Origin of the sequence: Xylanivirga thermophila, assembly GCF_004138105.1 — a bacterium.
GTDB classification, from domain to species: domain Bacteria; phylum Bacillota; class Clostridia; order Caldicoprobacterales; family Xylanivirgaceae; genus Xylanivirga; species Xylanivirga thermophila.
In genome coordinates this window covers 20,968-35,067 of record NZ_RXHQ01000016.1, presented here as the reverse complement: position 1 = coordinate 35,067, position 14,100 = coordinate 20,968, and the positions used below count along the sequence as shown (strand labels likewise).

At 38.3% G+C, this 14,100-nt stretch carries 10 protein-coding genes, 1 tRNA gene, 1 pseudogene and 1 other annotated feature (1 of these 13 only partly in view); of the genes and pseudogenes, 3 read left to right on the top strand and 9 right to left on the bottom strand.

Features of this window, described 5'->3' with window-relative positions; translation table 11 throughout:
• Nucleotides 1-7: 7 nt before the first annotated feature.
• From EJN67_RS08595 to EJN67_RS08580, 4 genes are all read right to left on the bottom strand, one after another.
• The gene (locus EJN67_RS08595; RefSeq protein ID WP_129723920.1) at nucleotides 8-1,438 is read right to left on the bottom strand and encodes a gluconokinase; all 1,431 of its coding nucleotides are present in this window, start codon (nucleotides 1,436-1,438) and stop codon (nucleotides 8-10) included.
• A 17-nt stretch (nucleotides 1,439-1,455) separates the two neighbouring features.
• On the bottom strand, nucleotides 1,456-2,460 hold the full coding sequence (locus tag EJN67_RS08590) for a D-alanyl-D-alanine carboxypeptidase family protein (RefSeq protein WP_165000808.1): 1,005 nt from the start codon (nucleotides 2,458-2,460) through the stop codon (nucleotides 1,456-1,458).
• An 86-nt stretch (nucleotides 2,461-2,546) separates the two neighbouring features.
• The gene (locus EJN67_RS08585; RefSeq protein WP_129723918.1) at nucleotides 2,547-3,638 is read right to left on the bottom strand and encodes a sensor histidine kinase; all 1,092 of its coding nucleotides are present in this window, start codon (nucleotides 3,636-3,638) and stop codon (nucleotides 2,547-2,549) included.
• Complete coding sequence (locus EJN67_RS08580) at nucleotides 3,628-4,335, bottom strand: response regulator transcription factor (protein WP_129723917.1); 708 nt, start codon at nucleotides 4,333-4,335, stop codon at nucleotides 3,628-3,630. Before EJN67_RS08580 ends, EJN67_RS08585 begins: the two co-directional genes overlap by 11 nt.
• A gap of 127 nt (nucleotides 4,336-4,462) precedes the next feature.
• Between EJN67_RS08580 and EJN67_RS08575 the strand changes: the two are divergent.
• A pseudogene (locus tag EJN67_RS08575) lies at nucleotides 4,463-5,825 on the top strand (MATE family efflux transporter).
• Here the strand turns inward: EJN67_RS08575 and EJN67_RS08570 are convergent.
• The gene (locus tag EJN67_RS08570) at nucleotides 5,822-7,549 is read right to left on the bottom strand and encodes a RecQ family ATP-dependent DNA helicase (RefSeq protein WP_165000807.1); all 1,728 of its coding nucleotides are present in this window, start codon (nucleotides 7,547-7,549) and stop codon (nucleotides 5,822-5,824) included. The pseudogene EJN67_RS08575 and the gene EJN67_RS08570 overlap by 4 nt on opposite strands.
• A gap of 152 nt (nucleotides 7,550-7,701) precedes the next feature.
• Between EJN67_RS08570 and rbr the strand changes: the two genes are divergently transcribed.
• Nucleotides 7,702-8,295 (top strand): rubrerythrin, encoded by a 594-nt coding sequence (gene rbr, locus EJN67_RS08565; RefSeq protein WP_129723915.1) that lies wholly within the window; start codon nucleotides 7,702-7,704, stop codon nucleotides 8,293-8,295.
• A 54-nt stretch (nucleotides 8,296-8,349) separates the two neighbouring features.
• Here the strand turns inward: rbr and EJN67_RS08560 are convergent, their stop codons facing one another.
• From EJN67_RS08560 to EJN67_RS08550, 3 genes are read right to left on the bottom strand one after another with little or no spacing between them, the layout of a single operon-like run.
• On the bottom strand, nucleotides 8,350-8,565 hold the full coding sequence (locus tag EJN67_RS08560) for a heavy-metal-associated domain-containing protein (RefSeq protein WP_129723914.1): 216 nt from the start codon (nucleotides 8,563-8,565) through the stop codon (nucleotides 8,350-8,352).
• 16 nt (nucleotides 8,566-8,581) lie between these two features.
• Entirely contained in the window at nucleotides 8,582-10,870 is a 2,289-nt protein-coding gene (locus EJN67_RS08555; protein ID WP_129723913.1) for a heavy metal translocating P-type ATPase, read from the bottom strand.
• Nucleotides 10,871-10,903: 33 nt separating this feature from the next.
• Nucleotides 10,904-11,353, bottom strand: a complete 450-nt coding sequence (locus EJN67_RS08550; RefSeq protein ID WP_129723912.1) for a DUF134 domain-containing protein — start codon at nucleotides 11,351-11,353, stop codon at nucleotides 10,904-10,906.
• Nucleotides 11,354-11,724: 371 nt separating this feature from the next.
• Here EJN67_RS08550 and EJN67_RS08545 point away from each other — a divergent pair.
• Nucleotides 11,725-11,801, top strand: a tRNA-Pro gene (locus EJN67_RS08545).
• Nucleotides 11,802-12,345: 544 nt separating this feature from the next.
• Here the strand turns inward: EJN67_RS08545 and cimA are convergent.
• Complete coding sequence (gene cimA / locus EJN67_RS08540) at nucleotides 12,346-13,920, bottom strand: citramalate synthase (protein WP_243641264.1); 1,575 nt, start codon at nucleotides 13,918-13,920, stop codon at nucleotides 12,346-12,348.
• A 105-nt stretch (nucleotides 13,921-14,025) separates the two neighbouring features.
• Nucleotides 14,026-14,100: a binding site (T-box leader), on the bottom strand; it runs 171 nt beyond the window's last position.

Below are 14,100 nucleotides of genomic sequence, written 5' to 3'. Positions count from 1 at the left end.
TGAGCTATTAATCATTATATAGCTCAATATATCTATCGAACCGCTTTTTATAAAAATTTGCCATCCCCGCCCGTGGCTTCACCACTTTTCCAAGATTCGGTGTAAATTCTGCCAGACTATCCATATATCCAAGGGATTTAAGCGCCAATGCTATACCCCCGAGTATAGAAGCATGCTCTATTTCCGATGTTACCATATCCTTTTCAAACATATCGGCCGCCATAGAAAGCCATAAGTCGGAATGGGTAATACCACCTGATATGCGTATCTCATCTGGCTCAGCCATAATATCAGTAAGTATTGAATAACAGTGGTATAGATTAAATAATATGCCCTCTAAAACAGCATAGTAAAGCTGTCCTATGTCATGACTACCTTTAATGTCTAGAAAACCTCCCAATCGTTCATCATTCCAGCCGGGACAGCGTTCTCCATATAGGAATGGCATGAAAAAAGGTGCGTCGTCCACTTTTTTTATATCTGCTGATTTTATCATATGCTCCAGCTCTTTAAATCCATACTGCCATTTATTTCTAAACCAGTTTACACAGTTTCCTGCACCTGCTGTTGCTGCACCTGCAATCCTTTTACCCTCTGCCAGATAATAGCACCATGTAGACGGATAATGGGGCAATATAGGCTCAGATGTTGCCATACGAAGTGCACCGCTAGTACCTACTGATAAGGTCATTATACCTTCTCCCATACCTCCCGCCCCTATTTGATTCAGGGCTCCATCAGCACCTCCAAGTATTACAGGGATACCTTCTGGCAATCCCATTATATCGGCAGCCTCCTTGCATAGCGGGGCTTTGTATTCAGGTTCTTTTATGGAAGATAACGTATTTAGATTTATCCCTGCCATATCCAATAGCTCTTCATCCCATTTTAATGTGTGAATATTAAAAAACCCGGTTCCCGATGCCACTGTAGTGGATACAACTCCCTCTCCAGTCAACTTCTCAAAAATATACTCCTGCTGAGATGAAATATAGTGTATTCTATGCAGCATAGAAGGATCTGTTTCCTTTAGATGCATGCATTTCCATATGGGGTATGTACTATGTATGCCACACCCGGTCTTATGATAAAACCAACTGCTAAATCGTCCATCAGCCCTGTACCTCTTTACAGTTTCTGCAGGCGATGTATCTGCCCATGTATATATACGGCCTATAGGCTGTCTAGCATTGTCCAAAAATAACAAACTGTGCCATGTGGTTGTAATACTTATACCATGTATATCTAATGCTTCGCCGGTCAAAGCCTCCCTGGCACAATTTATGAGGGCATTATACATACCATCAGCATCTTGAGATACTACATCGCTTATATCTTCCCCATATGGAGATGTAATAACCTTTATTACACCTTCCTCCGTAGAATATATTACTGCCTTTGCAGAAGATGTACTAGCTTCAAGTCCTAATATATTCAAAACACATCTTCCTCTCTCTATTTTTTATATTCAACTGCTCCAAATAAACCTGTCTGCCTTATTTTTCTTCCTAAATCCTCAACAATTATGTCTATCCTACTTATTACCCCTATTATACCACAACACGGCGTAATAGCTAAATCCTCAACAATTATGTCTATCCTACGTGTATTTATCAGCCTATCTCCAAATCCATAGGATAGAAGTGCCCTACTATCTAGCCATCTGCCTTCACTAGTACTTTTAAACACCACTGATATAAGTTCTTTATCCGCCTTTTTGGCATATGATACTACGCAATATCCTGCCGCACTCGTATATCCAGTCTTAAGTCCTTTAGCATAGGGATAGTAATGAATAGGATCATTCTCTTGTATAAGCAAATTTCTATTTTTCCATACCTTCCCTGTGCTTGACTTGTATTGTTCCATATCCCCAGCTTCCTTAATAATAGGATACTTCATACCTTCCTTTGTAATCAGTGCCATATCCTTAGGCGTACTATAATGATCAGGATGATGATAACCATGGGGATTTACAAAATGGGAGTTTTTTACTCCTATCTCGCCAGCCCGTCTGTTCATAAGCCCTACAAAATACTCCATCGCATCATTTACCGGCATATCAGACCTTTGACTGTGCAATCTTGCAGTATATACAGCTAAAGTACAGGCAGCATCGTTACCAGAAGCAAGCATAAGTCCCATTAGAAGATCTCTCACCGTAAGCGTTTCTCCCTTCTCTATACCAGCCTTACTGCTATCCCCCGGGATAAGGCTTATCTCATCCCCTACCGTTACCATACTATCCAAATCGGTGTTTTCTGCTACTATTATTGAAGTAAGTATCTTTGTCGTACTTGCAGGATACATCCTTCTATCCTTGTTCTTTCCATATAATATTTTCCCATTTGTTGCATCCATGAGCACTGCTCCTTGGGCATCAAGGTTTACAGTCATCATAATATATGGAAATAAAAGCAATATTGCTATTACTAATATAATGGATATAACTTTTTTCATAAACATCTCTCCCAACAATTTACTTCTAAACACCAATTATAAAGCTATATCCTTAAATACTTAACAGATAATTTCTAAAGAATATCTTAAGATTTTATGAAGAGCTCTACCTCAAATATTGTACTGTTCATTTTGGTATACGCCCTTATACTTCCCCCATGGAGCTCCACTATATTTTTTGCTATAGCAAGCCCCAGACCAGTACCTCCCGTCTCCCGGGAGCGTGATTGTTCAACTCTATAAAACCTATCAAAAATATGCTGAAGTTCAGATGGGGATATGGGATCACCATAATTTATTATATCTGTTATCGCCTTATTCTCCCGCTTCTTCATATGTATATCTATATATTTACCTTCCCGTCCATAGCGTACAGCATTGGATATAAGGTTCTCAAATACCCTAACTAGCATATCAGGATCTGCATATATAATAACCTTCTCATCCGGCAAATGCAGTCTATACTCCATATGTGCATCATTTAAAATAGGTACAAATTCCTCTGCCAGCTGCTCTAAAAGCTGTCCTATGTTTATATCCTGACATTTTAACTTTACTCCTCCATAGCTCAATGTAGTCAATTCAAACAGATCATCAATAAGGCTTTTAAGACGTTTTGATTTTTGGTATACAATATCTACATAATGCCTAAGCCTTATTTCATCATCATATTTATCATCTGATATTAGCTCTAAATATCCTATTATGGATGTAAGGGGTGTCCTAAGATCATGGGATACACTAGTTATAAGTTCATTCTTAGTCCTTTCAGCATTTCGCTCATCCTGTATGGAACGATCCAGTTTTTCCGCCATTTCATTTATGTTTTCTGCCAGTTCACCCAGCTCATCCCTGGTTCTTATGGGAATGGTAATATGTAAATTCCCTTCAGATATCTCTCCAAGGGCCCTTGATATCTCCTCTATATACTTTATACTGCCCCGGGTAAATAGGAAAAAATAAAAAACAAATAGCATTATACCTGTAACAATTATAATAAATACAGCTCCAACAGTCTTGGATAAAAGTCTTAGAACACCTCCTATAAAACTTGATGTATTGTATGAATAATCCGCAATCATCAATAATATAAATACAGTAAATATTGTCAGACCTATGCTCAATAGAAACATAAGTATCATCTTCCAGCGTATACTGGAGAAAAATTTAGTCTTCAAATTTATATCCTACCCCCCATACGGTTTTTATATATTGAGGATTTCTCGGGTTTACCTCTATCTTCTCCCTTAGTTTTCTTATATGTACCATAACCGTATTATTGGATTCAAAATATCTCTCCTCCCAAACCTTTTCAAATATCTCTTCACTACTAAACACCCTGTTTGGACTACTAGCTAAAAGGAGGAGTATCCCAAACTCCGTCGGGGTAAGGTTAACCTCCCTATCGCCTACATATACCCTATGACATGACTTGTCTATAGTTATGTCGCTTGCTTGGACTATATCTGCATTTTGCCGTTGTTCTATTCTTGCCTTTGGGTTTAAATATATATATCGCCTAAGCTGGGATTTTACCCTGGCCAGTAGCTCCAACGGATTAAATGGCTTGGTTATATAATCATCTGCACCGGTAGTTAAGCCCATAATTTTGTCCATATCCTGTGATTTGGCACTCAGCATTATTATAGGTATATTCTTATCCATTCTTATGCGTCTACATACCTCCAAGCCATCCAGTCCTGGCATCATAATATCCAATATAACAAGGTGTATGGGGTATTTTCCCACTATGCTCAATGCATCTTCACCATTATCTGCCTTATACACGTTATATCCATCATTTTTTAGATATATCTCTATAAGATCCGCAATTTCCTTCTCATCATCTACAACCAGAATACTTTGTCCGCTCATTTGTCATACTCCATTCCTTATAAATGCTTATATTTATTATAGCATATAAATGTTTGACTTTTGGAGTAAAACTATTTAAACTTTTAACTAACTATTTTAATAGACTAAATGTTGTTAGGAGGTAGAAATGGACAGATCAAAAGAACTAGAAGAAGATAAGATATCCAATCTGTTATTTAAATTTGCTATTCCTGCCATTGTAGGTACTATGGTAAATGCGCTATACAATATAGTGGATCGAATATTCGTAGGCCAGGGTGTAGATCCCCTAGGCATAGCAGGCATAACAATAGGTATGCCCATCATGATAATGCTCATGGCCTTTGGTATGCTTATAGGGGTTGGTGCTACATCCCTCATATCCATAAGACTGGGACAAAAGAGAAAGGAAGAGGCAGAGCTTATACTGGCAAATGCAATGCTTCTGTCAGTATTAGTACATGCCGCCATATCCAATATTGGGATTGATGTTTTTAGACCCGCTGCTCAGGGCATTTGGAGCAAGTGACGCAGTACTTCCATATGCTAGGGACTATATGAGTGTAATACTATATGGGGCAGTTTTTCAAGGCATTAGTTTTGGTATGAACAATTTTATACGCGCCGAAGGTAATCCTGGGATAGCCATGGCCACTATGCTCATAGGCGCCATAACAAATACAATATTGGATCCCATATTTATATTCAAGTTTAAAATGGGAGTAAGGGGAGCAGCCATTGGCACCATAATATCACAAGGCATATCTGCTGCTTGGGTCCTTTTATATTTCTTTGGCGGTAAAAGTATGCTAAAGGTTAGGGTAAAAAATTTCCGGTTAAAATGGAGTATAGTAAGGGATATTATATCTATTGGTTCTGCTCCTTTTGCCATGCAGGTAGCATCTAGCATCTTAAATGTAATTCTATTAAATAGCCTGTCTGAATATGGAGGTGACTTGGCCATATCAGCAATAGGCGCTATAAATAGCATATCCATGATGATTTTAATGCCGGTATTTGGTATAAACCAAGGGGCTCAACCCATTATAGGATATAACTATGGGGCGCAAAAATATGACAGGGTAAAAGAGGCTTTAAAGCTTGCAATATTTTGGGCAACCGTAATAGTTACATCAGGATTTATAATAACCCGCATCTGGGGAGCACAACTTATAGGTTTGTTTGGTAAAAACAATAAGGAATTTATACAGATAGGTACGGAAGGACTTCATATATTCCTTTTAATGATGCCAATAGTGGGATTTCAGGTAGTAAGCTCAAATTATTTCCAGGCAGTTGGAAAACCAAAACAGGCCATGTTTTTAAGCCTATCAAGGCAGGTATTGCTTCTTATTCCCATGTTATATATATTACCTAATTTTTGGGGACTGAAAGGCATATGGGCATCTGGCCCCGCATCAGATTTAGGTGCATCCATAATAACAGCCATATGGATATTTAAAGAAATGAATGGTCTAAACCAAAAAATCTGCGAAACGGAAAACAATTAACATCCCTTTAGATATCTGTGGACTTCCTGCAATAATTCTTCTCCATATATCTTCATTTTATCACTAGTAAAACCTACCACCTTGGCCAACTGCCTCTTGCTGGTGGGTTTTATAGCTGCAATATCCTTTAGTATATCATCTTCCAAAACTGCATGGGCATCCTGCCCCTGCCTTTTGGCTATTCTTTTTCTCAATCTCTTAAGCTTTGATAAAAGCTTTGTATCTATATCAGGTTTGGAAGATTCATCTGCCACTCCCAATATATCGTCCAATAGATTCTCTACCAAAAACTGTTCCTCTTTATTTGGCATGACACCACAACTACTACAGTTATTACACTTTTTAAAATCAGGTTTTTCATTAAAATATTTAAGTATAAATACCCTTAGACATTCATCAGTCATGCAATATTCCTGTATCTTATCTAGCTTATCAAGTTCTATTTGCCTATGAGTATCTATATCGTCCTGGGTAAGATCGAATTGGCCTTTATTTATATCGTAGGCCACACCACCCTTTATTTGTATATAATCATATTCAACTAATTTTTTGATAGCACTTTCAACAAGATTTGGACTTATATTAAAACTCCTTACTAGAAACGGCATGGGAATCCCCACACCACCTCTGTTATATATTCTATTGTATACCCGCTCCACCAGTTTTAAAGGTGGATAATTTGACTCTATAAGATACCTATTTATATTATAGTCATTAGGAGAATATAGAAGGATGCACTCAGCGCTTTTGCCATCCCTTCCTGCCCTGCCTGCCTCTTGGTAATAATCCTCTATGGATTTTGGCATATTGTAATGAATAATATATCTTACATCCTCTTTGTTTATGCCCATGCCAAAGGCGCTAGTGGCCACCATTACCTTGGTCTTTCCAGAAAGAAAAGCTTCTTGAGTAGCATTCCTTGCAACACCATCCATTCCGCCATGGTACATACCCACCTTTATGCCACGCTCCAACAGCATGATATATACCTTCTCCACATTAGCACGGGTAGCAGCATATATTATACCAGGCTTTTTTATATGCTTTTTTATATATTTTAATATGAATAATCCTTCATCTTCAGGATGTTCTACCTTAAACGTAAGATTGGGTCTGTCGAAACTTGCAATATATAATCGGCATTTTTCCATCCCCAAAAAACGTATTATATCCTTTTGCACCTTATGATTGGCAGTAGCAGTAAAAGCTGCCACTACGGGTGAACCTATAGCAGATATAAAATCCTTTATCTTTAAATATGCAGGCCTAAAATTATGTCCCCATTGAGATATGCAATGGGCCTCATCTATTGCGACAAATGGAATGTGAATATAAGATAATGCATTTATAAAATCGTCTGAATAAAATCTCTCAGGTGCTATATATACTATCTTGTACATCCCTTTTTTTATATTATCCAGCCTGATTGATATCTCTTTATCCGATAGGGTACTGCTTATAAAAGTACTTGATATATTCCTCATTAAAAGCTCATCTACCTGGTCTTTCATAAGGGATATAAGGGGTGAAATAACTATTGTAGTCCCATTAAACATAAGCGCTGGGATCTGATAGCATATAGATTTCCCACCACCTGTATGGAAAATAGCAACAGTATTCCTTCCAGATAAAATGGATTCTATAACCTCCCTTTGTCCCGGTCTAAATTCATCATACCCAAAGTATTTGTTTAATATCTTGTCTGCATTTGTCATTATTTCCATGCCAACCATCCCTATCTTATCGCTTAATTTGAGTTTATATATTTATTGGAAATAAATCAATTGACATTATTCACAAAATTATGTTTCAATATATGATAAAAGGGTACTATTAATATGTAAGCAATACTTAAGTAAATGGAGGTTTAATAAACATGAAAAGCTTAAAAGGTACACAAACTGCTGAAAATCTATTAAAGGCATTTGCAGGCGAATCACAAGCACGTAATCGCTATACATACTATGCATCAATTGCTGATAAGGAAGGTTATAAACAGATAAGGAATATCTTTTTAGAAACTGCTGACAATGAAAAGGAGCATGCAAAGAGGTTCTTCAAATTTTTACGCGAAGGCTTTGCCGATGAGCTTCCTACTACAATTAAAATCACAGCAGATTATCCAGTAGCAATGGGCAATACTTTGGAAAACCTAAAAGCTGCTGCTGCTGGCGAAAATGAGGAATGGAGTGAACTTTATCCCCATTTTGCCGATGTAGCTGAAAAAGAAGGTTTTTCAGATGTTGCTGCTTGCTTCCGTATGATAGCAAAAGCTGAAACAAACCACGAAACACGTTACAACAAGCTCATTAGTAATGTAGAAAATAATAAGGTATTTGAAAAGGATGAAGAGGTAGAATGGATTTGTCTAAACTGCGGTTATATTCATAAGGGAAAAAAGGCTCCCGAAGTTTGTCCCGCTTGTTTACATCCACAATCCTTCTTCCAGGTGTTCAAAGAAACCTATTAATATTAAGTACAATAAAAATGGCTGTGCACTATTTATGTTGCACAGCCATTTTTATTATTCATTTTCTATCTTTATTACATCATAACCTGCATCATCTATAATCTCTCTAAATGCATCATCAGATATATCCTTATCCAGTTCCACCTCAGCAAATCCACCATCAAGATTTACCTTTGCAGATGATACACCTTCCATGTTATTGAGGGCTACAGTCACCCTGTTTACACAATGCTGACAGCTCATGCCATCTATAAAAATCTTTTTCTTCATTATATCCATCCTTTCATTATATCTTGTATTCTGGCTTAAAGCCCTTTAATCTAAGGGCATTTGATACTACAGAAACAGAACTAAACGCCATGGCAGCTGCCGCAATCATGGGGTTTAAAAGTGGACCACCAAATAGATATAGTACCCCTGCTGCTATGGGTATACCTAGTGAATTATAGGCAAAAGCCCAGAAAAGATTTTCTTTTATATTCTTTATGGTCCTATTGCTAAGCTGTATAGCAACTGGTACATCCATTAGATCATTTCTCATAAGCACTACATCTGCCGATTCCATGGCTATATCCGTGCCTGATGCAATAGCTATACCTACGTCAGCCTGAGCAAGGGCAGGGGCATCGTTTATACCATCACCTACCATGGCTACTATTCTCCCGCCATCCTGCAGCTTTTTCACCTCTTCAGCCTTGTCTTGCGGCAGTACATCAGACAATACATTATCTATCCCCACCTGCTCTGCAATGGCCGATGCAGTAGCCCTGTTATCTCCTGTTATCATAAATACCTGTATACCCATCCTGTGAAGTTGCTCTATTGCCTGCTTACTGGTATCCTTTATCACATCGGCCACCCCTATAACACCAGATAGCTTATCATCTATAGCTACATACATGGGAGTCTGCCCTTTATTAGCAAGCTTTTTAAAATCATCTAAACCCTTTTCCAATTCTATATTTTTTGATTCCATAAGCTTTTTATTGCCAATGAGTATAGAGTGCCCATCCACCATGCATGTTATGCCATGGCCAGGTATTGCCTCAAATCCATCTGCTTCTGGTATCTCAATACCTTTTACCTTTGCAAACTCCACTATAGCCTGTGCTATTGGATGCTCCGACGCCCTCTCCCCGGCAGCAGCAAATCCTATAAGTGCATCCTTTTTCATATCATTATAGACTATTATGTCATTTAACTGGGGCGAACCCTTTGTTATAGTACCTGTCTTATCAAATATTACAGTATTTATATCATGAAGTCTCTCCAATGCCTCTCCACTCTTTATGAGTATCCCGAGATCTGCACCTTTTCCAGTGGCCACCATTATAGCAGTAGGCGTTGCCAAACCTAAGGCACATGGACAGGCTATGACCAGTACAGATATGAATATGGTAAGGGCAAAATTTGTAGTATGCCCAGCAATACGCCAAGCAATTGCCGATACTATGGCAATTACAGTAACCGTAGGTACAAAATACCCAGAAATAATATCTGCAAGACGTGCTATCGGTGCCTTGCTACCCTGGGCATCTTCTACCATCTTTATTATTTGGGATAGAACAGTATCACTTCCTACCTTAGTAGTCCTAAATTTTATGGTCCCAGTCTTGTTTATACTCCCGCCTATTACCACATCTCCCGCCTTTTTATCCACTGGTATACTCTCTCCCGTAAGCATAGACTCATCTATAGCCGTATATCCCTCTATTACATCACCATCTACCGGAATACGCTCTCCCGGTCTTACTAGAATTATATCCCCTACCTCTACGTCAGCTACTGGTATTACCTTTTCTGTCCCATCATGGTCTATTATGATGGCTTCCTTAGGCGTTAAACCCATAAGCTTTTTTATAGCATCTGAAGTCTTTCCCTTTGCCACCGATTCCAATGTTTTACCTAGAAGTATGAGAGTTATTATTACTCCTGCTGATTCAAAATATAATTGCATTACGTATTCCGTATGACCATTTGCAATCTGAAAAACAGCATATATACCATATATAAGTGCACTGGAGGTACCTATGGCAACCAGGGAATCCATATTGGGACTGCCCATAAAGAGCGCTCTAAAGCCTACCGTATAGAATTTATACCCTGCACCTATTATGGGTATTACCAATATGAGCTGTGCAATGGCAAATGCAAGGGGATGGTGCTCCGGATGAAGAAAAGGCGGGAGCGGAAGTCCAATCATATGCCCCATAGCTATATATAATAGGGGTATCGCAAATATGACAGACAATCTAAACTTGATCCACATATGCTTGATTTCCCTATCACGTTTTTCCTGCTCCACATCAGGCTGGACACTAGTTTGAGGATCCAATGCCTTATACCCCGCCTTTGCCACCGCCTCTTTTATATCTGAAAGTCTAACCTTGTCAGGATCATATCCTACCTTTGCCTTTTCAGTTGCAAGATTGACACTTACCTCCTCTATACCATCTAGCTTCCCAATAGATCTTTCTACTGCCCTTGAGCAGGCAGCACAAGTCATACCCTCTATGGGAATCAAAACTTCTCGATCATTCAATGATCTATCATTATAATTCTTGTCATCTGGCATAAAATTCCCTCCTTTTAATTGTATTTATCACTTCTATTGATGACAATTACAGCCCATACTGCAAGTACCTTGACACCTGCACTTTACCGCATCTGAGCCGCATACATTACACTGTTTTATGTTGTCCTCGAAACGCTTTTCAAATTCATTGCCACAATTTGTACATTTATAATGACATATATTTCTAGTGTAATGACCTCCTTGTATAGATATGGCATTGCCTTCCACTAAAGCAATTGCCACTTTTCTTCTAGCAGCATCTATTACATTTTGAAAAGTTTGCCTTGAAATCTCCATTTTTTGAGCACACTCTTCCTGTGTTAGCCCTTCCACATCCTTTAACCTTATAGCTTCAAGCTCTTCCACCTTAAGCTCAATTTTCTTAATATTATCATTGCATGTACAACCTCTATTCATACAGGGGGTAAAGTATGTGTTATCTGGAATAAATCCAACCTTCCTCCATTTAACCGGTCTTGCCATATCCATCACTCCATTTGAATTAAATTCCACTCTTTATCTTCAGTATAGTATATACCCATATTATGTTATTGTCAAATGCCATTTACTTTTTTTATTATATTTTGAAACTTTTCAAGCCTTATACCGTCTAAAATAATAAAGCTCACATGCAAAGGATGCTATGGTTGCAGAGATGCTCACCTATCCCCATGTTATAATAGAAATCACAAAAAAACTAGATGTTAATAATATTGTCATAACTACAGGGGATGGAGAAATACTACAAGATTAAATACTGAAGAAGAAGGTAAATAGTCATTATTAAGATATTTTTTTAAAAGCACTTGATTTTTTTGCTATGTTATAGTATCATAATATCTGCGTTCAAATGACTGGGTGTGGCGCAGCTTGGTAGCGCGCTTGAATGGGGTTCAAGAGGTCGGAGGTTCAATTCCTCTCACCCAGACCAGAAAAAACCGCTTATCCGTAGGGATTAGGCGGTTTTCTTTTTATACGCAAAATATAAATCTGTCCACCCATTGAACTGATACATCAATATAAATCCCATTATTTTTCAGAATATTAATTTTACAATCGGTTATTATAATAGTATCGGGTACGTAACGGTCGAGCCCAGACTTATATATGCTCCGCGTCTGGTGCGTTGGGGTATATATAGGTCGGCCAAAGATTGTATACAGGTACAACCGCTTGTATACAGTCGGAGGGAAGATACTATGGAGTTGGGAAAAGCTTTATTACAGTCGTATCGTCTTAGGGTATTGATTGTAATAGGGTTCCAACCTATTTCATAGTGTCGAGCTAAGATAATATACGGTGCTGGGAATTTGTGTAGCTGTATGCAGTCGAGAGATTGCATATGGCCGGGTAGGTATCGTATATGGTCGAACAAACCATCACCATAGGTGGTGAACTGTTCAATCATGGTCGAGGGATCATGGTTGGACAATAAGCTATCTATGATGGTGCAAGGTAGATCGTTACGTGCTCGTTTAATTTTGGATAGTATTTAATTTGTCATCATGGTAAAGAAAATATTCTATAGAATCTACAAGGGCATTCCAGCTGGCTTCAATTATATTGCTAGACACTCCTACAGTCCCCCATGTAACCTTTCCATTGGTAGTTTCAATATGCACTCGAACTTTAGATGCAGTTGCATAGGATGTATCAAGTACCCTAACCTTATAATCGGTAAGTCTTATGCTTTTAAGCTGGGGATAAAATATTTCAAGGCCCTTTCTTAATGCCTTATCTAGGGCATTTATTGGACCGTCACCGTCCGCTGCCGTTATCTCATCTACTCCATCCACAGCTACCTTTATTACTGCACTAGCATTATACTCGCTCTCCCAATGATCTTCACATATCACCTTAAAATCCTTTACATCAAAGAATGTCTTTTGCATTCCAAGTGCCCTTATTATCATAAGTTCCAAAGAGCTTTCAGCCCCTTCAAATTGATATCCATCATACTCCAACTGTTTTAATCTATCTATAACCTTTTGAGTCTCTTCAGAATACTTAGTGACCCATGGTGCTACCTTTTGGATCTTACTTAATATTGTACTACGTCCTGCTACCTCCGACATGAGTATCCGGCGCTGATTACCTATTAACTCTGGATAGATATGCTCAAACGATCTCGGATTTTTTATAATAGCATCTATATGCATACCACCTTTATGTGCAAATGCGCTATTCCCTACATATGGCATATGGGAATCATGGGATAGATTTGCAAGTTCACTTATATATCTTGATACATCCGTTAAATCTATCATATGGCCCTCAGATATACATCTTCTCCCCTGCTTCAGCTGTAGATTTGGTATGATAGTTGTGAGATTTGCATTACCACATCTCTCACCATAACCATTAAATGTACCCTGTACCTGCACTGCACCATTTTCTACTGCAATTATAGAATTAGCAACCGCCATGTCGCAGTCATTATGACAATGGATGCCGATTGGTACATCAAATAGAGAACTTATATATGATACTGTACCTCCTATTTCAGACGGAAATGTACCTCCATTTGTATCACATAATACCAGCCAGTCAGTACCAGCCTCTACAGCCGTTTTAAGCACCTTTAATGCATATTCTTTATTCGCCTCATATCCATCGAAAAAATGCTCCGCATCAAATATAACTTCCTTATCCTTTGATTTCATGTATTCAACCGTATCATATATCATATGAAGGTTTTCCCCTAAGGTGGTTCTTATAATATCCGTCACATGAAAATCCCATATCTTCCCAAATATGGCTACTGCCGGTGTCTCTGCATCTAAAAGAGCCTGAATATTTTTATCCTCTAATACAGGTACATTGGCCCTCCGCGTGCTGCCAAAGGCAGTAAGTTTTGCATGCTTAAAACAAACTTTTTTTGCCTCTTTGAAAAATTCTAAATCCTTTGGATTTGATCCCGGATTACCAGCTTCTATATAATCTACTCCTAAACGATCAAGTTTTTTTGCAATCTTTATCTTATCTAGTACCGTAAAAGATATGCCCTCACACTGCGTCCCATCACGAAGGGTAGAATCATATATATACACCTTGCCATTTAGACGTTTAAAATCCCCAATTTGCCATCAACTCCTTATAAACTAGTATTCTGCTCGTTAAGTAAATTTTTATAAATAAAAAACCCCCCATCCTTATGCAAGGACGAAAGGTTACTTTCGCGGTACCACCAAGCTTTGCTGATGTCTTATAACATACAGCCTCAAAAGGTT